A 22883-nucleotide genomic window follows, 5' to 3' on the forward strand; every position below is an offset into this window, starting at 1 on the left:
GGCACTCTAGGATGACCGTCAGGCCGCTGGCAGGAGGTTATCGAGAATGTCCCCTCGCGCCTGGGCGCTGCTGACGTTCGTGGTCCTGCTGGCAGCGATCGCCGTGGCGGCGGCGGTGCTGGTGCCGTGGCGGTCACCGCCGGTGCCCCGGGCCGAGCAACTGGCCGCGTTGCGGGACCTGCCCGTCGAGCAGGTGGAGCGTGGTCGTGCCCTGCGCGCCGCACTGCGACCCGGCCGGTACGCGGCCCTGCTGACCGGGCTGGTGGTGGCGCTGCTGCTCGGGCTCACCCCGGTCGGCGCCCGGCTCGTCGAGCTCGCCGGCCGGCCGTTCGGCGGCCACTGGGTGGCTCAGGCGCTGCTCGGCGGTCTGCTGGTGGTGCTGCTCGCCGACCTGTTGACGTTGCCGTTCGCGGCCTGGCGTCACCGCGTGCTCACCGAGTACGGGCTGGCGACCCAGGGCTGGGGCGGCTGGGCCGCCGATCTGGCCAAGTCGTACGCGGTCGGCGCGGTGATCGCCGCGGTGGCGCTGCTGGGTTTCTACACGACGACCAGACTCGTGCCCCGCTGGTGGTGGGCGGTGGGTGCGGCCGGCGCCGCGACCCTGGTGGTGCTGCTGTCGTTCATCCTGCCGGTGCTGGTCGAGCCGGTGTTCAACAAGTTCACCCCGATGCCGGCCGGCCCGTTGCGCAGCGAGCTGATGGCGCTGGCCGACCGCGACGGCGTGCCGGTGCGTGACGTGCTGGTCGCCGACGCGTCCCGCCGGACCACGGCGGTCAATGCCTATGTGTCCGGGTTCGGGCCGACCCGGCGGATCGTCGTCTACGACACCCTGCTGCGCGAGGCGCCGCCGGTCGAGGTGGCCGCCGTCGTCGCCCACGAGCTGGGACACGCCAAGGACCGGGACGTGCTCACCGGCACCGTGCTCGGCGCGCTCGGCGCCGCCACGGCGGTGATCGGGCTCTACCTGCTCGGTGGGGTGGGCCCGCTGGTGCGGGCCGCCGGCGCAGCCGGTATCGCCGAGCCGCGCGCGGTGGCCCTGCTGCTCGCGGTCGTCACCGTCGTCGGGTTGCTGGCGACCCCGGTGCAGGCCCTGGTGTCGCGGCGCATCGAGCAGCGCGCCGACGCCCACGCGTTGGCACTGCACGGCGACCCGGCGGCCTACGAGGCGGTGCACCGCAGGTTGTCGGCGGTCAACCTGGCCGATCCGGATCCGCCGCGTTGGGAGTATCTCTACTCGGCCACCCACCCGTCGACGGTGGAGCGGATCGCGGCGGCCCGGGCGCACACCGCCGGTCGAGGCGGGCGATGAACCGCACCCTGCTGGTCACCAACGACTTCCCGCCCCGCCCCGGCGGTATCCAGGCGTTCGTCCACAATCTGGCGGTACGCCAACCGGAGCAGAGCATCGTCGTCTATGCCTCCAGTTTCGACGGCGCGGCCCGTTTCGACGCCGAGCAGCCGTTCGAGGTGATCCGTGACCCGACGGGCATGCTGCTGCCCACGGCGGCGGTGGCCAGGGAGACCGCCGCGCTGGCCCGCGCCCGGGGCTGCGACACCGTCTGGTTCGGCGCGGCGGCCCCACTCGGGCTGCTCGGTGCCGGTCTGCGTCGCCGGGCCGGGATCACCCGGGTGGTGGCCCAGACCCACGGGCACGAGGTCGGGTGGGCGGCGCTGCCCGGGGCCAGGTCGCTGCTGCGGCGGATCGCCCGGTCCGCCGACGTGGTCACCTACCTGGGGGAGTACACCCGGGTGCGGCTGGACCGGGCGGTGCACGGCCTTACCCAGTTGCGCCGGCTCGCCCCCGGCGTCGACACCGACGCCTATCACCCAGGGGTCGACGGCAGCGAGGTGCGGCGGCGTCATGGGTTGTCGGATCGCCCCGTGGTCGTCTGCGTGTCCCGGCTGGTGCCCCGCAAGGGTCAGGACACCCTGATCCGGGTGTGGTCGCAGGTGCGCCGACGGGTGCCGGGCGCGGCGCTGCTCGTCGTTGGCGGCGGCCCGTACCGCGACCAGTTGGGTCGGCTCGCCCAGCGGGCCGGGGTGGCCGACGACGTGATCTTCACTGGTGCCGTCGAGTGGGCGGAGTTGCCCGCGCACTACGCCGCCGGCGACGTGTACGCCATGCCGTGCCGCACCCGGCGCGGTGGTCTCGACGTCGAAGGGCTCGGCATCGTCTACCTGGAAGGCTCGGCCACCGGGCGGCCGGTGGTGGCCGGCGACTCCGGTGGGGCACCGGACGCGGTCCGCGACGGCGAGACCGGGTACGTGGTCGACGGACGCGACCCGCAGCAGCTCGCCGACCGGCTGGTCGAGCTGTTGACCGACCGGGAGCTCGCCCGGCGGATGGGAGCCGCCGGCCGGGCCTGGGCCCAGAGCGAGTGGCGGTGGGACACCCAGGCTCAGCGAATGGCCTCGCTGCTCGCGGGCTGAGTGGCTGGACTGTTCACCGGCCGACCGCCGACCGCCGACCGGGGTCGGTGGTCAGCCAAGCCGGTCGGTGATGCCCGTGGCCGGGCCGGGGCGGCCGAAGTGCCAGCCCTGGGCGGCGTCGCAGCCGATCGCGCGTAGCCGCTCCGCCTGTCCGGCGGTCTCCACACCTTCGGCGGTGACGGTCAGCCGTAGTGTGTGTGCCAGGTTGACCAGGGTGAGCAGGATGCTCTCGTCGGTGCCGTTGGTGCTCGCCGGCGTGCGTAGCCCTTCGACGAACTTGCCGGCCAGCTTCAGCTCCTGCACCGGCAGGGAACGCAGGTAGGACAGGTTGGAGTAGCCGGTGCCGAAGTCGTCGATCGCGATGCGTACCCCGAGATCGGCGAGCTCGCGCAGGGTCCGCACCGGGCCGTCGGCGGTGCTCATCAGGGTGCTTTCGGTGATCTCCAGTTGCAGCCGGGCCGCTGGTAGCCGGGTGTCGGCGAGCACCTCGTTGACGTACTGCACCAGGCCGGAGTCGTTGACCTGTCGGACCGCCAGGTTGACGCTGACAAAGGGCGCGTTCGGGCTTCGGTCCAACCAGCGGCGGGCTTCCCGGCAGGCCTCGGCCAGCACCCACGAGCCGAGTCGGATGATCAGACCGGAGTCCTCTGCCAGCGAGATGAACCGGTCGGGTCCGAGTACCCCCAGCGTCGGGTGCCGCCAGCGGACGAGGGCTTCGACCCCGAGCAGTGCGCCGCCGGCCAGCGAGACCAACGGCTGGTAGTCGAGGAAGAACTCGCCCCGGTCGAGCGCGGCCGGCATCGCAGCGGACAGCGCGTACCGGGCGAGCAGTTGTTCGTTGCGTACCGGGTCGAACAATGCCCACCGGCCCTTGCCCGCCGATTTCGCCCAGTGCAGGGTCACGTCCGCCGCGCGCATGACATCGCTCGGCGTCGTGCCGGCCACCAGCCGTTCCACGATGCCGATGCTGGCGGTGACGGTGAGCTCGTGGCCGTCGATGATCGCCGGTTCGTTGATCGCGGCGAGCGCCGCGTCGGCGACTTTGAGGACGTCGTCGGTGCAGGTGGTGTCGGCCACCAGGATCACGAACTCGTCGCCGCCGAGGCGGGCGACCAGATGCTCGCCGGCTCCACGGCGCAGCCGTTCGGCGACCGACACCAGCAGCAGGTCACCGATATGGTGCCCGAGCGTGTCGTTGACCACCTTGAACCCGTCGAGGTCGACGAAGCAGACACCGAGCCGGCGGTGTGCCGGGTCATCGGCGGCGAAGACCGCGTCCAGCCGTTGGGTGAACAGACTACGGTTGGGCAGGTCGGTCAGCGGGTCGTGGGCGGCGCGGTGCCGGTACCGTGCCTCGCTCTCGCGTAGCGCGATCTCGGCCTGCTCCCGGGCGACCAGAGCGGCCCGGCGGATGGTCTCCTGCTCGTCGAGGGTGCGGTCGCGCAGGGCGCGGGTGTAGCCGGTCGCGATCCCGCCGAGCAGCCGTGCCATCCGATCGGGGGTGTCGGGGTCGCCGATGTCCAGGTCGCGCGGCAGCCGCAGGTCGAGCACCTCGACGGTGCGGCCGAGGGCCTCCGCCGAGGCGATGTGGGCGGCGACCAGCTCCGCGCCGATCTGGTGGCCGACCCGGACTCCGAAAGGCTCGGCGCGTAGCGCGGTCGCCAGTCGCACGGTCAGCCCCGCGAGGAACTCCTCCAGCTGGGCGTGGGTCATCGGCAGGTAGCTGGTCCCGGTGACCGCCTTGGCCCAGGCCCTTGCGACCGCGTCGACGCCCGGCAGCCGGCCGGGCCGGCCACTGTGGGCCGCCGGGGGGTCCTCGGTGGGATCGGACTGCTCAGTCACCGAGCCGGCCCACTCCGCCCATGAAGACGGCCCGTTCCGCGTCGTCGGCCGCTTCGGGGGTCTCCGGGCGCCACTGGGGGACCCACACGACGCCCGGGTCGACCAGCTGGAAGCCGGCGAACAGGCTGGTCAGTGCTGCCCTGGAACGGACGCTGAGCGGGCTGTCGGTGCGTTGGTAGATCTCGTCGGCCTCGTGTCGCTCCTCGTCACTGCGGCCGTCGTCGCTGGCCTGGGACAGGACCAGATAGCTGCCGGGCGCGACCGCCTCGCGCAGGGTGGCGAGGATGCCGGCGGGGTCGTCGGAGTCGGGCACGAAGTGCAGGACGGCGACGGCCATCACCGCGATCGGCTGGTCGAAGTCGAGCAACGCGCGCACCCTTGGATCGTGCAGGATCCGTTCCGGGTTGCGCAGGTCCTCGTGCAGGATGGTGGTCCGGTCGTTGCCGGCGAGGATCTCCCGGCTGTGCGCGACGGCGACCGGGTCGAGGTCGACGTAGGCGACCCTCGATTCCGGTGCCAGCCGCTGCGCGATCTCGTGCACATTGCCGACGGTCGGAATCCCCGAGCCGATGTCGAGGAACTGCCGGACACCCGAGTCGACCAGAAATTGCACGGCCCGGCGAAGGAAGGCCCGGTTGGCCTGCGCCATCAATGGCGCTTCCGGAACGGCGGCGATCATCGCCTGGGCGGCAGCCCGGTCCACGGCGAAGTTGTGGGAACCGCCGAGGTAGTAGTCGTACATGCGGGCGACGCTGGGTCGCTCGACGTCGATGTTCTCCGGAGCCCAACGCGGCCGATTCATACTTGCCCCTTTTGTCCCTTAATTCGGCTTTTGGTGCCTGGCTGGTAGCGGTAGCAATTCTGCCCGCTCCGTGCCCCGGCATCCAGACCGCCCGAACTGCGACGATCGCACCGCCGATCAAGGCCCCGTGAACGTGGGCCGGCCCACCCGTCGCCGGCACCACGTACCGAGTCAGAACTTCGGCGCGTCCGGGGCCTCCAACAGCCCCAACCGCAGTGCGGTCATCAACGCCTGGGCCCGGTTCGCCGCGCCGAGCTTCTCGTACAACTTGGAGATGTGGGTCTTCGCCGTCGACTCGCTGACGAACAGTTGCTTGGCGATTCCCGCCACGCTCATCCCGTCGGCGAGCAGGCGAAGCACCTGGCCCTCGCGCGGCGACAGTTGCGGGCCGGACGGCGCGAGTCGACGCTTCATCGCCTCGGCCAGGTCGGCCGCGGTGAATGCGCTCGGGGAGGAGGCGGCGTGGCGGGCAGCTGCGACGACCTCGTCGGCCGGCGCGGTCTTCGGCACGAATGCGCTGGCTCCGGCCTCCAACGCGCCGAACAACTGGTCGTCTCCGGCGTACATGGTGAGCACCACGATGCCCATCGTGGAACTCGATTTGCGCAGGGCCCGGGTCGCTTCGAGGCCGCTGCCGTCGGGCAGCCGCAGATCCATGATCACGACATCGGGTTGCAGGGCGCCGGCCTGGCGTACGCCCTCTGCCGCTGTTGCGGCCTCACCGACGACCTCGAACTGCCGGTCCCGCTCGAATGCGTGCCGCAGGCCCTTGCGGATGAGGTCGTGATCATCGACAAGCAGGACCTTGGTCCGGGTGGTCGGTGTGGGGCTGGTGGTCATGCTGTGGCTACTCCCCTTCTGATGCTGTCACGCTATCGCGCACGCTATCGCGCCGGGGCGAGGTTCCGAGCACCACTGCCACGGTCGTTCCGCTCGGGTGTCGTGGCCTGATCTCCAACCGGCCCCGGATACGTTCCGCTCTCTCCGCCATGATCGCAAGACCGTAGCGACCGTCCGGACGCTGGTCAGCGATCCCCTGACCGTCATCCGACACTTCTATTTGCGCGAAGGGAGGGTCTATGTCACAGGTGACCCAGAGATTCGCCGCCCCGGCGTGCTTGCGCGCATTGGTAATCGCCTCCTGGGCGATGCGCAGCAACTCCGCCTCGGTCGCCGCGGGCAGCCGGGCACCCGACTCGTCCAGCGACAGGTGCACCCGTAGCCGGCCGGACGAGCCGACCGTGCGCGCGTACTCGGCGATCGCCGCCGCCAGCCCACCGTGCCGGTCGACCTCGCTGCGCAGCTCGAACAGGCTCAGCCGCAGTTCGGTGATCACCCTGGTGACCTCGCCGCGCAGCGTACGCAGATCCTCGGCGGTCTCCTTGGCCGCCTCCGGCAGCGTGGCCAGGGCGTTGTCGATGCCGTAGCCGACCATCACCAGCTCCTGGGCGACCCCGTCGTGGATCTCCCGGGCGAGTCGTTGCCGCTCCTCGTTGGTGGCCAGCGACCGGACCTCGTCGAACAGCAGCGCCGCCTCCAGCCGCAGCGCCGCCGGCCGGGTGAACGCGGTGATCCGGGCCACCACCGGCGCCGGGTAGGCGTTGGCGCTGTCGGTCTCCAGGATCACCAGGCCGACCGTACGGACGCCGGCGACCAGCGGTACCACCAGCGCCGACACGTCGCCGCCGGGGTGCGACCGGGCCTGTGACCGGGCGGCGGTCTGGGGCAGCTGGCTGGCCCACGCGTCGGCGATGGCCGAATCGGCGTCCAGCGTGGTCTCCCAGTCCACCCGCTCCAGACCGGCCTGGGCGAGGACCACCAGCCGGCCGCCGCCGCTGCCGGAGAGCACCGCCGTGCGCCCGGTCGGGGCCACCGTACGCAACTCCTCGATCAGGTGCTCCGAGATGCTGCCCGGGTCCAGGGTGGCACCGGGCAACTGGCGGGCGACGCTGCGCAGCTGGGTGAGCAGCCGGGTCGCCTCCGCGTACGGGGCCGGCTTGCCGTCGCCCCGGGCCTGCATCACCTGGTGCAGGGTTCCGGCGGCCAGGATGCCCAGGCTGGCCAGGATCAGCCACTGCGCGCAGACGGCGACGTAGCCGAGCTGGGTGATCTGCCGTTCGCCGTTGATCGTGGTCAACAGCCCGCCGACGACCAGCGTGGTCGTCACCACCGCGAGCAGCGCGGTCGCCTCACGGGTACGCCGTTGCAGTACCGACACGGTCAACGGCACCGACAGGTACGGCAGCATCGCCGACGCGCCCAGACCGGCGCCGAGCGCGCCGCGGATGTTCGCGGCGGCGGCCACCTCGCTCGTCGCCAGCCCGATGATGATCACCTCGGCGAACCGGCCGACCGGCGCGACGACCGGATGACGTGGCGCCAGGATCGCGGGAAGGCCGGCGACCGCCAGCAACGCCACCCAGCGCAACTCGCCCACGTCCCGGGTGGTGATCAGAGTCAGCACCGCGACGAGCGCGAGCATGACCAGACGGGCCACCGCCGCGAGTGGCTGCGGGCGGGGCACGTCGGATGTCGATGCGGACACGTGACGGATGGTAGTCAGCTCCCGTAGATCTTGGTGATCTCGGCCTCGTGATTGTCATGGATCACGGCCCGTTTCACCTTCAGCGAAGGGGTCAACTCGCCGGTCGCCTCGGTGAAGTCCCGGCCCAGGATGCGGAACTGCCGGATCGACTCGGCGGACGAGACGGCCCGGTTGGCCTCGTCGACGGCCAGTTGGATCTCGGCCCGCAGCGTCGGCTCGTCGGACAGCTGCGCCACGGTCTGCCCGGCCGGGTGGCCGTTGCGCTCCAGCCAGCCGGGCCAGGCATCTTCGTCGATGGTGATCAGCGCGGCGATGAACGGCCGGCGGTCGCCGACCACCACGCACTGGCTGACCAGCGGGTGGGCACGCAGCCGATCCTCCAGCATCGCCGGCGCGACGTTCTTGCCGCCCGCGGTGACGATCAGATCCTTCTTCCGGCCGGTGATGGTCAGGAATCCGTCGCTGTCGAGTTGGCCGAGGTCCCCGCTGCGGAACCAGCCGTCGTCGGTGAGTACCTCGGCGGTCTGCTGCGGGCTGTTCCAGTAGCCCTGGAAGACCAGGTCACCGGAGACGAGGACCTCGCCGTCGTCGGCGATGCGCACACTCACCCCGGGCAGCGGCCGGCCGACGGTGCCGATCCGGATGGCGTGTTGCAGATTCACCGAGACGGCCGGAGAGGTCTCAGTCAGCCCGTACCCCTCGTAGACGGTGACCCCGACGCCGCGGAAGAAGTGCGCCAGCCTGGCCCCCAGCGGCGCGCCGCCGGAGATCGCGGTGCGGCATCGACCGCCGAGCGCGGCCCGCAGCTTGCGGTAGACCAGCCGGTCGAACAGGGCGTGCTGGGCGCGCAGCGCGAGTCCCGGTCCGCCGGGGGCGTCGAGGGCTTCGCTGTACGCGACCGCGGTCCGGTCCGCCCGGTCGAAGATCGCACCCTTACCGTCGCGGTGTGCCCGTTGTTTGGCCGCGTTGTAGACCTTCTCGAACACCCGGGGGACCGAAAGGACGAAGGTCGGTCGGGTCTGGGCCAGATCGGCGACCAGGTTCTTCGGGTCGGCGGCGTGCGTCATGGTGGCCCGGGCGTGCACCGCGCCGATCTGGATCAGCCGGGCGAACGAGTGGGCCAGCGGCAGGAACAGCAGGGTCGACGCGCCCTCGTGGAACAGGTTCGGCAGTCCCGGTACGGCGTTGGCGATGTCCGCGTACATGTTGCGGTGGGTGAGGACGCAGCCCTTCGGTCGCCCGGTGGTGCCGCTGGTGTAGATGATCGTGGCGGTGTCCGTGGCGCGCAGGTCGCGCCGGCGCCGGTCGACCTGCGCCGCGTCGACTGTCGCGCCGCGCCCGGTGATCTCGTCGACGCCGCCGGTATCCACCTGCCAGACCTCCCGCAGCGCGGGCAGCTGGTCGCGTACCGACGCCAGGGTGATCGCGTGTGCGTTGGTCTCGAGCACGCAGGCGACCGCGCCGGAGTCGGCGAGGATCCAGGCGACCTGCTCGGCGCTGGACGTCTCGTAGATCGGGACGGTGACGGCGCCGACCGACCAGATCGCGTAGTCCAGCAGGGTCCACTCGTACCGGGTCTTGCTCATCAGCGCGACCCGGTCCCCGGCACCGACGCCGGCGCCGATCAGGCCCCGGGCCACGGTCACCACCTCGTCGCGGAACTGCCGGCAGGTGACCTCCACCTGACCGGCCGGTCCGGGCCGGGTGAACTGGACCGCGTCCGGAGCCGTCTCGGCGTTGTCCCAGACGGGATCGGTCAGCGTGGCCGCGTCACCGACAGTGACCACCGGTGGTACGGAGAACTCGCGCACCTGCACTCCCTCGCGCTCGCGGGCTGAGTTGTGCCGGTGCCCGGGGGGTGGGACTTCCGGCTACCCGCAACCTACCGGGCGGCCGATGACCTGCGCGGTCAGCCCGTCGCCCGGGCCGACAACGACCGTTACCGGGCGCTGGCTTGATCTTGCCCTGGTACCGGGTAGCCTGCCCCTCATGGCGGAGTCCTCCACCAAGTCGATAGTCGTCGCCGCGCCCGCGTCCCGGGTCACGGCGGTTATCTGCGACTTCGCGTGTTACCCGGAGTGGACCGAGGCGCTGGACCGGGTCGAGGTGCGCCAGGAATACGAGGACGGCTACGCGCGTGAGGTCCTCTTCGCGCTCGACGCGGGGGTGCTCGCCGACGAGTACACGCTGATCTACGAGTACGCCGAGGACCTGTCCCGCATCGAGTGGCGGCTGGCTGAGCCGTCCCGGATGCAGCGTCGCCAGGTGGGGTCCTACGACATCGAGGACAACGGCGACGGGACCACGACGGTGACGTACACGCTGGAGGTGGACCTCTCCGTCGGGATGCTCGGGATGTTCCGCCGCAAGGCCGAGAAAATGATCATGGATGCCGCCCTGACGCAGCTCAAGCGCCGGGTGGAGCAACTCGGCACCGCGGAAACCGGGTAGGGGGCGCAGATGGCGGGATCCGAAGCACACTCGGCGCGGGTCGAGGCGGAGCGGTTGGTGGCGACCGCTCTGGCGATGGCGCGGCTGGCCGCCCAGGGACAGCGCCACGGCGCGGCCGGTCTCGGGCTGGCCCGGGACCTGTTCGGCGGTGCCGCTGCGGTGGCCACCGGGGAACCCGCCTGTTGCGTCTGCCCGATCTGCCGGGCGATCACCGCGATGCGTGATCCCAGCCCCGAGTTCGCCGAACGGCTGGCCACCGGTGCTGGCGACTTCGCCGCCGGCGTGACCAGCCTGCTGCGGGCGCTCGCGCCGGACAGGGACCCCACCGGGCCGGACCCCTCCGGACCCGAGCGGGCCGGGCCGGACCCCTCCGGACCCGATCAGCAGGCCAGGAACTCGACACCCGGAAAACACGATCCCCCGTCCGGCCGGACCACCTCGGACGACGAGGTGTGGCGCCGGGCCACCCAGACCAGGGATGATTCGGGCTCAGCGGATGATCGGGACGTCTGGTCAGCCGCGACGAACGCCCCCGTCGACGTCGCCGGGGCGGGCGCACCACCAGTCCAGAGCCGCGGCGACCGCGCCGGGGCGGCCGACCCGGGGGCACCGGGCGCGGACGCCGCCGTACCGGACCCGCGACGGACTGGCCCCGCTACACCGCCGGACCCCGGCCTGCCGGGGTAGAGACCGACCTGATCCAGGTCCGGCCGGGCCCGGCTGCCCCACCTCGACCGGCGGACCGGTCCCGGTGGGGACACCGGCGCGCGCGAACAGCACAGCAGAGGGGAGCGGCAGCGGTGACGCTGACCATCGGAGTCGACATCGGTGGCACCAAGGTCGCCGGCGGGGTCGTCGATCCGGACGGGGAGGTTCTGGCCCAGACTCGGCACGAGACACCCGCCGACGACGTGGCCAAGACCCGGGACGTGATCATCGAGGTGGTACTAGAACTTGCCGCCACCCACCCGGTCACCGCGGTCGGGATCGGTGCCGCCGGCTGGATCGACGCGCAGCGCTCGACGGTCCTGTTCGCTCCGAACATCGCCTGGCGCAACGAGCCGCTACGCGACTACGTCAGTGCGGCGGTCAACCTGCCGGTGACCGTGGAGAACGACGCGAACGTCGCCGCCTGGGCCGAGTTCCGCTACGGCGCCGGGCGCGACGCCGCCGACTCGATGGTGATGTTCACCGTCGGGACCGGCATCGGTGGCGGCATCGTGTACGGCGGCGAGCTGGTCCGTGGGGCGCACGGCATCGCCGCTGAACTCGGCCACACCCTCGCCGTGCCGGACGGACACCAGTGCGGCTGCGGACGGCACGGCTGCATCGAGCAGTACGCCTCCGGCAACGCCCTGGTGCGGTTCGCCCGCGCCGGGGCACGCCAGGAACCCGACCGGGCCACCATCCTGCTCACCCTGGCCGGCGGCGCCGCCGACGCGATCACCGGTCCGATGGTGACCGCGGCGGCCCGCTCCGGTGACCCGGTCTCCTGCGAGGCGTTCGCGCAGATCGGCCGCTGGCTCGGCATCGGCCTGGCGGACCTGGCCCAGATTCTCGACCCCGAGGTGATGGTGATCGGCGGCGGTGTGATCGAGGCGGGGGACCTGCTGCTGGGACCCGCCAACCGGGCGTACCACGAGGCGCTGGCGCAACGCGTACGGATTCCGGTCGCACAGGTCCGCCCGGCCGAGTTGGGCAACGCCGCCGGCGTGGTAGGCGCCGCGGACCTGGCCCGGCGGTTGTGAACCCGCCCCCGGCGTCCGAACCGACCGACGTGCGGTTGCGGGTGCTCACGTACAACATCCACGGCCAGCGCGACGACCGGGCCGCGCTGGTCGACGTGGTCCGCTCGGTCGCGCCGGACGTGGCGATCCTGCAGGAGGCGCCCCGGCGCTGGCGCTGGCGGACCAAGTCCGCGGCCCTGGCCGCCGACTTCGGCATGGTCGTGGGCGAGGGCGGCCCGCCGGCGTTGGGCAATCTGGTGTTGACCACCCTGCGGGTACGGGTGCTCGACACCTGGTCGGTCCGCTTCCCACTCACCCCTGGCCGACACGTGCGCGGTGCCGTCTTCGCCCGCTGCGCGCTGGGACCGACCCGGTTCGTGGTGGCGGGGTCGCACCTGTCCACCGACCCTGCCGAACGCCCGGGGCAGGCGCGTCTGCTGCGTGCGGCCTGTGCGCTGGTCGACGAACCGGTGATTCTCGGCGCGGACGTCAACGACACACCGCCGTCGGCGACCGACGCCGGTGTCACCACGCCGGGCGACGCCGCGTCGACCTGGCAGATCGTCACCGCCGGGTTGACCGACGTGGCGCAGACGGCCGGTTTGGGGGACGTCTGCACGTACCCGTGCGCCGGACCACGTCGACGCCTCGACGCCATGTTCGCCGACCCCCGGGTGCGGGTGGCCGGGTACACCGTGGTGGACACGGCGGTGTCGCGACGGGCAAGCGACCACCTGCCGGTGGTCGCCGATCTGATCCTGCCCGCGCACCACCCGGCCACCGCCTGAGCGCGGCCGGGGACTGGCGGATTCGGGCGGTCACTGCCGGATTCGGGCCGGGGACTGGACAAGCAGGGCGGCTAGCCGGCACGATTTCGCAGCCGTACGAAGGAGATTGCCGGTGCCTCGTTCCGCTGACCACGACAGTTCCGTCACCGGTGCCGCCCAGTGGCGAGACGAACGCTCGATGACCGAGCAGAGTGAGAACGTCTGCGTCATCGGTGCCGGGGCCAGCGGGCTGTGCACCGTCAAGAACCTGCGCGAACAGGGCTTCGGGGTCGATTGCTACGAGCGGGAGACCGGGGTGGGCGGTGCCTGGAACTGGCGGCACGACCGCAGTCCGGTGTACGCCAGCACCCACCTGATCTCGTCGAAGCCGTTCAGCCAGTATCCCGACTTTCCGTTGCCGGACGACTGGCCGGACTATCCGCACCACAGCCAGTTGCTGCGCTATCTGGAACGGTACGCCGATCATTTCGATCTTCGCCGGCACATCTGGTTCGGCACCGAGGTCGTCCGGGTCGTGCCGGCCGAGGGCGACCGGTGGGACGTGACCACCCGCAGCTCCGGCGGAAACGGTGCCGAGCGCACCCAGCGCTATTCGGCGGTGATCATCGCCAACGGACACAACTGGGCACCGAACCAGCCCGACTACGAAGGACTGTCCGACTTCACCGGACAGGTCGTCCACGCGTCGGCCTACCACGACGCCACCCAGCTCCGTGGCCGCCGGGTCTTGGTGATCGGCGGCGGCAACACCGGATGTGACATCGCGGTCGAGGCCGGGCAGCAGGCCTCCCACTGCTGGCACTCGACCCGCCGCGGCTACTGGTACACCCCCAAGTACGTCCTCGGTCGACCCAGCGATCAGGTCAACGCCCGGCTGCTGGCCATGCGGCTGCCGCTGGTGCTACGTCGGTGGATCTACCAGCGGATGCTGCGACTCACCGTGGGCGACCTGACCCGGTTCGGGATGCGGGCACCGGATCACCAGGTCTTCGAGAGTCATCCGATCGTCAACAGCCAGCTCGTGTACCACGTCGGCCACGGCACGGTCCGGCCGGTGCCGGACGTGGCCCGGTTCCGGCGTCACGCGGTCGAGCTCGCAGACGGCAGCGAGATCGATCCCGACCTCGTGGTGCTCGCCACCGGCTACCAGCCGAGATTCGACTTTCTCGACCCGCGACTGCTCGGTGCCGGCCCGGACGGGCGGCCCCAGCTGTACCTGCACGCCTTCGCCCGGGAGCATCCGACCCTGTCGGTGGTCGGGCTGCCGCAGCCCGACTCCGGGATCTTCCCACTCATCCACTGGCAGAGCGTGATCGTGGCCCGTTGGCTGCGTACCCGGATGGCGGATCCGGGTGCCACCGCGACGCTGGCCGCCCGGATCCAGGCCGAGGCCGGCCGGCACTGGCACGACGGCAAGGTGAGCGACTCACCCCGGCACCAGTTCGAGGTCAGCCAGCTCACCTACCTGCGCGCACTTCAGTCAGCTATGGACAGTCTGGAGGTGGCGACCCGGTGAGCCGGACCACGCGAGGTACCCGCATCGTCCGCACCCGGGAGTGGAGCGACCCGGTGCCGGCGGTACGCCGCGAAGTGCTACGCGCCGACGTGCTGCACGACGACGGCAAGCCGCCGGTGCTGTTCGTTCCCGGCTTCGGCCACGGTGCCTGGGTGTTCGCCGAACACTGGCTGGAGCGCGCCGCCGACCGGGGCTTCCCCGCGTACGCGGTCAGCCTGCGCGGACACGGTGCCAGCGCCGCGGCACCGGACGCCACGATCCGGGCGTACGTGCACGACGTCGTGCAGGCCGCGGCCGGACTGCCGCGACAGGCGGTGCTGGTGGGCCACGGCGCCGGCGCGCTGTTGGTGTCGCACGCGTTGGCGCGCTACCCGGCGCGGGCGGCCGTGCTGGCCGCGCCGGTACTCGGCGGCTGGCCGCTGCTCGGCACGGCGTTGCTGCGCAACCCGATGGGCACCCTGCCGGCGGTGTTCGGCGCAGCGCTGCGGCTGCGCGCCGGCCAGTTGTTCAGCCGGGAGCTGCCCACCGCGGTGGCCGCTTCCTATGTCGATCGTCTCGGTCGGGCCTCGGCCCGCGCGCAGTGGCGGCTGCTGTCGCGGCAGCGGTTCGAACCAGCTGTCGGCGACCCGCCGGTGCTGGTGCTGGGCAGTCCGGACGATCAGGTGGTGCCGGTGTCGGCGCTGAACCAGGCCGCCCGTCGCTTCGGCGGTGCGCCGCTGCTGTTTCCCAAGATGGGTCACGACCTGATGCTCGACGCCCGATGGTCGGAACCGGTCGACGCGATCCTCGACTGGTTGGACAAGGGATCCGACTGAGCGGACCGGGGGCTGGTCCCCGGTCCGCCGGCGGAGCCACCTGACTCAGACGGTCAGCCGGGCGGCCAGTGAGCCGGTGCGGTCGAGCGCGGTCAGATAGCCGTGCACCCAGGCGCGGATGTCGTGGATGCGCAGGTGGTCACGCATCGACCGCATCCGGTCGGCGATGTCGGTGGGAGACGCCTCCAACGCGTGCATGAGCGTCAACTTGAGACCGTCGAGGTCGTGCGGGTTGACCAGGTACGCCTGCTGGAACTCGGCGGCCGCGCCAGCGAACTCACTGAGCAGCAGGGCACCGTCGTTCTCCACCCGGGCCGCGACGTACTCCTTGGCGACCAGGTTCATGCCGTCGCGCAACGGGGTCACCGCCATGATGTCGGCGACCCGGTACAGCGCGGCGAGATCGGCCCGGCTGAACGACTGGTTGAGATAGTGGATCGCCGGCTCACCGACCCGGCCGAACTCGCCGTTGATCCGACCGACCTCCCGCTCGACCCGGTCGCGCAGGATCCGGTACTGCTCGACCCGCTCCCGGCTGGGTACCGCCACCTGGACCATCACCATGTCGCGCACCTTGATGTGGCCGTCGGCGATCAGTTCGCTGTACGCCTTGAGTCGCTGCTCGATGCCCTTGGTGTAGTCCATCCGGTCCACGCTGAGAATCACGTGCTGCGGGTCGCCCAGGTCGGACCGCAGCTGGCGGGCCCGCTCCGCCACGTCGGGCCGGGCAGCGAGTGATTCCATCTCAGACATGTTGATGGAGACCGGGAAGGCACCGATGCGCACCACCCGGTCGTCGATGGCGATCCGCCGGTCGGTGGCCGGCACCTTGAGCACCTTCGTGGCCAGCTGGGCGAAGTTGTGCGCGGCCTGGGCCCGTTGGAAGCCCACCAGGTCCGCGCCGAGCATGCCCAGCATCAGCTCGGCCCGGCGGGGCAACTGCATGAACAACTCCGGCGGCGGGAACGGCACGTGCAGGAAGAAGCCGATCAGCAGGTCGGGGCGCAACGCCCGCAGCATGCCGGGCACCAGTTGCAGGTGATAGTCCTGAACCCAGACCAGCGCACCCGGCTCGGCGGCGGCCGCCGCCGCCTCGGCGAACCGTTGATTGACCCGCTGGTACGCCTCCCACCAGCTGCGGTGGTACGCGGGCTGCTCGACGGAGTCGTGGTACAGCGGCCAGAGCGTCGCGTTGGCGAACCCCTCGTAGTGGTCGCGGATGTCCTCCTGGGACAGAGCGACGGTGTGCATGCGGACACCGTCGATGTCCGGCAGGCTCGGCGCGGGGCCGGTGCCACCGGCCCACCCGACCCACGTGGCAGGGGTGTGCTGCAGGATCGGATGGAGGGCGCTGACCAGGCCGCCGGGGCTTCGACGCCATTCGCACGCCCCGTCGGGCGCGACCGTGTCGTCAACCGGAAGCCGGTTGGCCACTACGACGAGGGAACTCTGACGCATGAGGGGACCTCGTTTCGCTGCGGCGGCTGCCGCGCATGGCGAGTGATCACGAACTCGTGAGGGATTGACTACCGGAATTATTCCTACTGAGACCAAGTTACGCGAGTGTTACACAGTGACCACAGTCGTCAATGAATCTATTTTTTCGCCATCCGCTGGTCAGTTCAGACGACAGCGCCGTCGTCGTGGCCCTCATCCTCGTCGTGGTCCGGCCGTAGTCGCCAGATCAGCGTGACGAAGCCACCGACGACGCCGGCGAAACCGAGCAGGATGGCCAGCCCTCGATCCACCGGAAGAACCGTCGGGAAGACGAACAGGATGAAGCCGGCGATGATCGCCAGTACCCCGAGGACCGCAGCGGGCGAGACCTGCGGCAGTGGTGGCGGTGGCGGTGGCGTGTAGCCCTCTTCGGGCTCGTCGGGCAACTGTGAGCCGAAGGTGTCCAACCCTTCCAGCAGCGACGGCTCGTCGCCGTGTCGTCCCACCGAGATGTTGGTGAACCCCACGGCCCACGGCAGCGGATCGGGCGGGTTGGTGCCCGACGGCGTCGGCTCGGGCCCGGCCGGCCGATCCGTGCTGTCGCGTTCCGCGATCTCGCCGCCGGGGTCGTCGGTGGTCGCCGCACCAGTGCCGGCCTGCCCGGCCCGGGTCGCGGCGTCACCGGTGCCGTCGCGCCCCGGATCCACGGCCGGCAGGTCCTCGGCCGCCGGCCAGGGCGCGGCGGTCGGGTCGGTCAGGGCCGGCGCGTGGTAGCTGGCGATGATTCCGGCCCAGACCGCGTCGGCGTCCGGCACCGGACCCCGACCTGCCGGCGGGCCGGAATCGTAGTCGGGTGCGTCGCCGGGCCCGTTGCCGGCCCGCTTGCCCGGCACCGTCGGGCTGTCCTCCCCGAGCTGCACCAGATAGCCGCGGGCGGTGTCCAGGTGCACTCGGTCGACGAAGAGCCGGTCGACCGGCCGGGCCGGCACCGTCGTGGTGCGGGTCACCGGATTGACGTCCGAGGACGGCTGCAGGTAGGCGGCGATCCCACCGGCGGCGAGAACGTCGAGCAGATGCTCACCGACCCGCGGATCGACGTCGCCGGCAACCGCGTACTCGGATGCGTCGAGGCCGTTGTCCCGCCGCCCCCGGCGTGCGCCACCCGCAGACACCGAATCCGCTCCTCACCGGCCGCCGTCGCGCCCTGTCCCTACCGGCGTGCCCCGGTCGGGCGTGCCGTGTCCCTGAATCGTGACACGCCGGGAGGGGGTTGCGGGAGTGCGTTGTGGCGCGCCGTGCCCGCGCTGAGGACTCGGCTCCGCCAGTCGGGTCGCCCGGCGGCGCGGACGGGCCGGAGGCTGACCACCCACCGTCACGAAGCCAGGGTGGGCGACCAGCCGTACCCGCTGGCGTCTCGCAAGCCCAGGCTCAGCAGCCGAGGTGCCTTGTTGCGCAACGCGAACCCCTGCACCTCGGCGAGGGTCGCCGCCCCGGCGTCCCGGTCACCGGCCTGCCGCCAGGAACGCACCGCCAACGCCAGCGCGATCATCCGGTCGGTGGTGGCGTCGATCTCGCCGAAGCCGGCGGCGGCCGCACCGTGCAACTCGGCGGCCCGCCGGTGGTCGGCGTCGGCGGAAGCGACCGCACCACTGACGGTGTGCAGCGCGGCCTCGGCCCACGGGGTGCGGTACCGGAGCCGGTCGAGCATCGAACGCACCCGCACCGCGGTGTCCCGTCCACTGATCGCGGCGGCGAACGCGGCGGCGGCGATCCACTCGCCGCTGGCCAACGCGGTCACGTTGGACCAGGACCCGTCCAACTCGTCGAGCAGCGCCGCGGCCTCGGTGGTACGACCCTGCAGCGCCCGGCACAGTGCTCCCAGCCCGAGACTGTTCCAGTACGGCCGGCGGAACCCGCTGTCCCGGGCGGTCTGTACCGCGTCGGCGATGTCGTCGTTGCCACCGGCCCCGGCCACCGGCACCGGTTCGCCGCACAGCACCCGCAGACAGGACCGCAGACCGCGTACCTGGATGTCCCACCGGCCGCTGGGCGTCTCCACGAAGACGTCGGCGGCGGCGAGGAACGCGGCGAAGTCCCCGGCGAAGTAGGCCCGCATCGCCTCACCCGAGTAGCCGGTGCTCAGCCCGGATCCGGAGGCGGCGCCGGCCATCAGCTGTTGAGCGCCGGACCAGTCGCCCTCCTCGCACAACGCGTACGAGAGGTTCTGCAGGGCCCGGGGCAGCGCCAGCAGTTGCTGCTCCCGGCACATGTCGGTGGCGGCGCGCAGCTCGTCGAGGCCGCAGCGTTCACCGGACTGGTAGCGGGCCATCGCGACGGTGATCCGCGCGTTGATCGACATTTCGGCGAGACCGAGACGTTCGGCGATGTCAGCCGCGGCGCCGGCTGCGGAGATCGCCGGATCCCGCTCCAGGTTGAGCATGTGCAGCCGGCCGAGTTCGGCGTACGCGTCGGCCTTCTGGTCGCTGTCGGGCAGGTCGTCGAACAGCTCCACCGCCCGGTCGAGGCAGCGCAGCGCCGCGTCCCGGTCGGTCCGTAGCCACGCGGCCCGCCCGAGCAGCGTCCAGGCGCGGGCCGCGCAGCCCTGGTCACCGATCGCGGTGAGCTGATCGGCCAGCGTACGCAGCTTCTCCTCGCCGTCGGCGGCGAGGAACGCCGGGCCGTTGCGCAGGAACGCGATCTCCTCGTCGAGCAGTTCCAGTTGCAGCCGCTGCGCCCGCCCACTGGCGCCGCCGTGGTCCACCACACCCAGGGCCCGTTCGACGTGGCCGGCGGCCACGTCCAGGGCATGCAGGCCGTACGCGCGGCGCGCCGCCCGGTGCAGGGCGTCGCGTACGTCGTCGGCATAGCCGCGGATGTCCAGGCCCAGCGTGTCGGCGATCTCATGGGCCGCCCACCGATGGTGGGCCAGCACCTCGGCCAGGTCGGTGTCCCGGTCGCCGGCGAGGGTGTCCAGCCAGTCTGCGGTCCGGGCGTGCCGGGCCACCCGTTCGCTGCGCGGCAGCCGCTGGTAGCACACGTCGCGCACCAGGATGTGCCGGAACCGGAACTCCGGCTGTTGGGCCATTGCCGAACTTGCCTCTTCGTGCACGAAGTCGCGCTGCTCCAGCCGGCGCAGCGCCCGGTCGACCAGCTCCACCGACTGGCCCAGTGCGGCGGCCACCGCCCCCGGCCAGAACTGCACCCCGACCACCGCGGCGGCGAGCAGCACCGCCCGATCGGTGGCGTCCAAGAGATCGACCCGGTTGGCGATCACCCCGTGCACGCTGTCCGGGATCGGCAGGCCACCACCGTGGTCGAGGGCCCATCCCCGTCCGTTGCGTCGCAGCGCCCCCTGCTCCATCAGCATCCGCACGTACTCGTGGGCGTAGAGCGGGTTGCCGTCGGCGACCTCGACCAGCGGGCCGAGCAGGTCGGCGGAGAACGGCACGCCGCCGAACATGTGGGCGTAGAGGGTGGCGACGCCGCTGTCGCGCAGCGGCGGCAGGGTGACCGTCAGCGCGCCGGAGGTGGTGCCGGCCCAACCCTGGTCCCGGCTGATCAGCTCCGGGCGGGCGGTGCACAGCAGCAGCAGCGGCACCTGCCGGGCGGTGGCGCTGAGCAACTCCACGAAGCGCAGCATCGCGCCGTCCGCCCAGTGCAGGTCCTCGAAGACCAGCACGGTCGGTTGCCGGGCGGCCAGTGCCAGCAGGAACCGTCGCCAGGCCGACTCGGTCTCCTCGGCCGGAAGGTTGCGGTGCGGCAGCCCGACCAGCGGGCGCAGCGCGTCGACCAGCCGATCCGTCTCCGTGCCGACCAGGGCGCCGACAGCGGCGGTGAGCCGGCGTTCCGCGACGCTCGCCAGGTCGGTGTCGAGGATGCCGGCCTCCGCCTTGACGATGTCGGCGAGCGCGGCGAAGGTGACGTTCTCGCCGAACGGGGGGCACCGGCCGATCCGCCAGGTCACTGGCTGGTCGACCAGCCGTTCGGTGTGCCGCAGCAGTTCGCGGACCAGCCGGCTCTTGCCGATGCCGGCCTGGCCGAGCACCGTCAGCACCTGCGGCCGCTGGTCACGGATCGACCGGTAGAGGGCGTTGACCAGCAGCCCCAGCTCGTGCTCCCGGTCGATTAGCGGGGTCGCGTCGCTCTGCTGGTCGATCGGCGCCGGCCGGAGCACCGCGACCGCCAACCACACCTCCGTCGGGGACGACCGGCCACGTAGCGTCACGGCCGGCTGGGCGTCGTACCGGATCACCTCCTTGGTGAGCGCATGGGTGGTGCCGCAGACCAGCAATCCGCCCGGCGGCGCGACGGACTGCATCCGGGAGGCGGTGTTGACGACGTCACCGGCGAGGAACGCCTGGCCGCCGTCGCGGGCCGCGCCGATGTCGACCAGCGCTTCCCCGGTGGCCACCCCGATGCGGAACCGCAGACCGTCGCCGGCGGTCTCGGTGAAGTCGACCAGGGCGCGGCGCAGCTCCAGCCCGGCCCGTACACAGCGCAGCGCGTCGTTCTCCGTCGCCACCGGCGCGCCGAACAGAGCCATCACCGCGTCGCCGATGTACTTCTCCACCACCCCGCCGTACTGGCCGACGACCCGGCGCACGACGGAGAAGAAGCTGGTCTGCATCCGGCGGACCTGCTCGGGATCCACCCGCTCGACATACGGAGTGAAGTTGATGAGGTCGATGAACAGGACACTGACCCGGCGCCGGTCCTCCTGGCTCGGCTCAGTCTGCCGGCGGGCGGTCTGCGGCTGCCCACAGGAGGTGCAGAAGCTTGCGTCCGCGGCCAGCGGCCGGTCACAGTGTGCACAGACAGGAGTCAGCGCCGTACCGCAGCCGCCGCAGTAGCGGTCGTTCTCGGCTGCGGCCCGGCCGCACTTGTCGCAGGGAGCGGTGATGCCGGCCTCCTCGCAGGAGCGTCGAGTCGGGAGCCTACTGTCGCATCTGGCCCGCCGCCCTGGCCAGCGGCCTCCCGGCCGGGCGTGGCGGCGGTACAGCTGACCGTCGGGGTCGACCGGACGGCCAGGTCACAGCCTTCCTGCGGCCGAGTACCTCCGGAGGCGTCAACTGTCCATAACCGGGCTGTTGGCTAATGGACAGTCCATCTGGCGGTGGTATCGGGATACATTCGTTCCGCCAGTTCAGACCGAGCAGGGGAGTCCTGACATGGTGTACGTCAAGTTGGAGAAGGACTGGACCGACGCCTCCGGCGCCGGCCACTCCGCAGGGGAGATGGTGGATCTCGACGCCGGCACCTTGGCCAAGCTCCAGAAGGAGGGCGTGGTTGCCGAGGACTGGATCGGGCCGACCGGCGAGAAGGTCGGCACCACCTGGATCGGGCCGACCGGCGAGAAGGTCGGCACCACCTGGGCCGGGCCGGGCGGCAGCCAGCCCTGAGTCGCAGCTTTCGAGTGTCGGGCGGTACGTGGCGGTCGTCGCGTACCGCCCGCTGCTGGCACGGTGTCGGCGGGCGGGTCAGCGATCGGCCATGCCGGCCCGGCGGCGCAGGGCTGCGACGTCGGTCACCACGATGCGCCGGCCCTCCGTACGCAGCCAGCCCCGGCTGCTGAACGACCCGATCGCCTGGTTGACGCTCTGCCGGGAGCCACCGGCCATCTCCGCGAGTTGGCTCTGGTTGAGCTCGATGGTGATCATCGGCGCCTGGCTCTCGCCGGCGAGTCGCACCAGGGTCTTGGCCACCCGCCCCGGGAGATCGAGGAAGACATGATCGGCGTTCTGTTCGGTGAGTCGGCGGATCAACGCGCCGAGTGAGCGCATCACCGCGTCGAGAATCCGGGGATTGGAGTGCACCAGATCCATGAAGGCGCCTCGGGACAACGCCAACGCGGCGCAGTCCTCGATGGCCTCCGCCGAGGCGGACCGGGTGGAGGCGTCCAGCAGCGACACCTCACCGAGCACATCGGGCGGGCGGATCACCGACAGCACCGCCCGCTCGCCGGTCGGTGCGGTGCGGAAGACCGCGATCGCCCCCCGTTTGAGCACGATCAGCGAATCGCCGGGATCGTTCTCCACGAACAGCAACTGCCCTCTGCGATAGGTGCGGGGGACGGCGGCGGCGATCACCCGTTGCCGGACCTCAGGCTCGAGACCGGCGAACATGTCCACGCCGGTGAGCGCGTCACCCGGCTCCGGCAGGCGCATCTCCACGGTCCAACCCCTCCCACCAAAGGCACCACGCCACCGAGGGCACCATCTGGCTGAGGGCGCCATCGCACCCGGCCGGGATGCCACCGTCACGGGCGAACATGAAATAGATACCGTTCGGAGAACGGTGTCAACATCAGATCATGGCTCCCGTGTCGCGTGGTGTACACCCCCACCATCATTTCTGTGACAGTCCTGTGCCCGACAAACCGGCAGGCTAGTGGCCAGATCCGCCGGTGGGTGGGGGCCGGGACGGGGGCCCGGTGGATCGGGCCGTGGGAAACAGTTGCCGGCCGGAGCGCGACCCGTCGGGGGGTGACGCTCCGGCCGGCACCCCGGTGGGCGTCGGGTGTCGGCATCGGC

General features: G+C 71.6%; 18 protein-coding genes. 9 read left to right on the forward strand and 9 right to left on the reverse strand.

Annotated features, from left to right (window positions below):
• The first annotated feature begins 46 nt into the window (after positions 1–46).
• Both ACFHVL_RS13255 and ACFHVL_RS13260 read left to right on the forward strand, forming a co-directional pair.
• Positions 47–1309 (forward strand): M48 family metallopeptidase, encoded by a 1263-nt coding sequence (locus ACFHVL_RS13255; RefSeq protein WP_416627979.1) that lies wholly within the window; start codon positions 47–49, stop codon positions 1307–1309.
• On the forward strand, positions 1306–2430 hold the full coding sequence (locus ACFHVL_RS13260) for a glycosyltransferase family 4 protein (RefSeq protein WP_416627981.1): 1125 nt from the start codon (positions 1306–1308) through the stop codon (positions 2428–2430). Before ACFHVL_RS13255 ends, ACFHVL_RS13260 begins: the two co-directional genes overlap by 4 nt.
• Before the next feature lie 51 nt (positions 2431–2481).
• Here the strand turns inward: ACFHVL_RS13260 and ACFHVL_RS13265 are convergent, their stop codons facing one another.
• The 5 genes from ACFHVL_RS13265 to ACFHVL_RS13285 form a co-directional block, all read right to left on the reverse strand.
• Positions 2482–4143 carry a putative bifunctional diguanylate cyclase/phosphodiesterase gene (locus ACFHVL_RS13265; RefSeq protein ID WP_416628060.1) on the reverse strand — a complete coding sequence of 554 codons (1662 nt, stop codon included), beginning with the start codon at positions 4141–4143 and terminating at the stop codon, positions 2482–2484.
• A 121-nt stretch (positions 4144–4264) separates the two neighbouring features.
• Positions 4265–5074, reverse strand: coding sequence for an SAM-dependent methyltransferase (locus ACFHVL_RS13270; RefSeq protein WP_416627983.1), 810 nt, complete (start codon positions 5072–5074; stop codon positions 4265–4267).
• A 171-nt stretch (positions 5075–5245) separates the two neighbouring features.
• A complete protein-coding gene (locus tag ACFHVL_RS13275) occupies positions 5246–5914 on the reverse strand; it encodes a response regulator transcription factor (protein WP_123602728.1) in 669 nt (222 codons plus the stop codon).
• 7 nt (positions 5915–5921) lie between these two features.
• Positions 5922–7619: a GAF domain-containing sensor histidine kinase gene (locus ACFHVL_RS13280; RefSeq protein WP_416627985.1), complete on the reverse strand. Its 1698-nt coding sequence runs from the start codon at positions 7617–7619 to the stop codon at positions 5922–5924.
• A 14-nt stretch (positions 7620–7633) separates the two neighbouring features.
• Positions 7634–9430, reverse strand: coding sequence for an AMP-dependent synthetase/ligase (locus ACFHVL_RS13285; protein WP_416627986.1), 1797 nt, complete (start codon positions 9428–9430; stop codon positions 7634–7636).
• A 178-nt stretch (positions 9431–9608) separates the two neighbouring features.
• On the opposite strand from ACFHVL_RS13285, the gene ACFHVL_RS13290 reads away from it, so the two are divergent.
• From ACFHVL_RS13290 to ACFHVL_RS13315, 6 genes are all read left to right on the forward strand, one after another.
• Complete coding sequence (locus tag ACFHVL_RS13290) at positions 9609–10070, forward strand: SRPBCC family protein (protein WP_326552713.1); 462 nt, start codon at positions 9609–9611, stop codon at positions 10068–10070.
• A 9-nt stretch (positions 10071–10079) separates the two neighbouring features.
• On the forward strand, positions 10080–10757 hold the full coding sequence (locus tag ACFHVL_RS13295) for a hypothetical protein (RefSeq protein ID WP_416627987.1): 678 nt from the start codon (positions 10080–10082) through the stop codon (positions 10755–10757).
• Positions 10758–10870: 113 nt separating this feature from the next.
• Positions 10871–11818, forward strand: a complete 948-nt coding sequence (locus ACFHVL_RS13300) for an ROK family glucokinase (RefSeq protein ID WP_416627989.1) — start codon at positions 10871–10873, stop codon at positions 11816–11818.
• Positions 11815–12585, forward strand: coding sequence for an endonuclease/exonuclease/phosphatase family protein (locus ACFHVL_RS13305; protein ID WP_416627991.1), 771 nt, complete (start codon positions 11815–11817; stop codon positions 12583–12585). The genes ACFHVL_RS13300 and ACFHVL_RS13305 overlap by 4 nt, the downstream gene beginning before the upstream one ends.
• Before the next feature lie 112 nt (positions 12586–12697).
• On the forward strand, positions 12698–14101 hold the full coding sequence (locus ACFHVL_RS13310) for a flavin-containing monooxygenase (protein ID WP_416627993.1): 1404 nt from the start codon (positions 12698–12700) through the stop codon (positions 14099–14101).
• A complete protein-coding gene (locus ACFHVL_RS13315) occupies positions 14098–14916 on the forward strand; it encodes an alpha/beta hydrolase (protein WP_416627995.1) in 819 nt (272 codons plus the stop codon). The genes ACFHVL_RS13310 and ACFHVL_RS13315 overlap by 4 nt, the downstream gene beginning before the upstream one ends.
• A gap of 45 nt (positions 14917–14961) precedes the next feature.
• Here ACFHVL_RS13315 and ACFHVL_RS13320 read toward each other — a convergent pair whose 3' ends face one another.
• The 3 genes from ACFHVL_RS13320 to ACFHVL_RS13330 form a co-directional block, all read right to left on the reverse strand.
• Positions 14962–16374 (reverse strand): alpha,alpha-trehalose-phosphate synthase (UDP-forming), encoded by a 1413-nt coding sequence (locus tag ACFHVL_RS13320; RefSeq protein WP_416627996.1) that lies wholly within the window; start codon positions 16372–16374, stop codon positions 14962–14964.
• 164 nt (positions 16375–16538) lie between these two features.
• Positions 16539–17525 (reverse strand): DUF308 domain-containing protein, encoded by a 987-nt coding sequence (locus tag ACFHVL_RS13325; protein ID WP_416627998.1) that lies wholly within the window; start codon positions 17523–17525, stop codon positions 16539–16541.
• A 200-nt stretch (positions 17526–17725) separates the two neighbouring features.
• Positions 17726–21253, reverse strand: coding sequence for an adenylate/guanylate cyclase domain-containing protein (locus ACFHVL_RS13330; protein WP_416628062.1), 3528 nt, complete (start codon positions 21251–21253; stop codon positions 17726–17728).
• 268 nt (positions 21254–21521) lie between these two features.
• On the opposite strand from ACFHVL_RS13330, the gene ACFHVL_RS13335 reads away from it, so the two are divergent.
• Positions 21522–21752: a hypothetical protein gene (locus tag ACFHVL_RS13335; protein ID WP_416627999.1), complete on the forward strand. Its 231-nt coding sequence runs from the start codon at positions 21522–21524 to the stop codon at positions 21750–21752.
• A gap of 78 nt (positions 21753–21830) precedes the next feature.
• On the opposite strand, the gene ACFHVL_RS13340 is transcribed toward ACFHVL_RS13335, so the two are convergent.
• Complete coding sequence (locus ACFHVL_RS13340) at positions 21831–22523, reverse strand: Crp/Fnr family transcriptional regulator (protein WP_326552722.1); 693 nt, start codon at positions 22521–22523, stop codon at positions 21831–21833.
• Positions 22524–22883: the final 360 nt, after the last annotated feature.

The sequence above is a fragment of the Micromonospora sp. LOL_023 genome (assembly GCF_048060115.1).
GTDB lineage: Bacteria > Actinomycetota > Actinomycetes > Mycobacteriales > Micromonosporaceae > Micromonospora_E.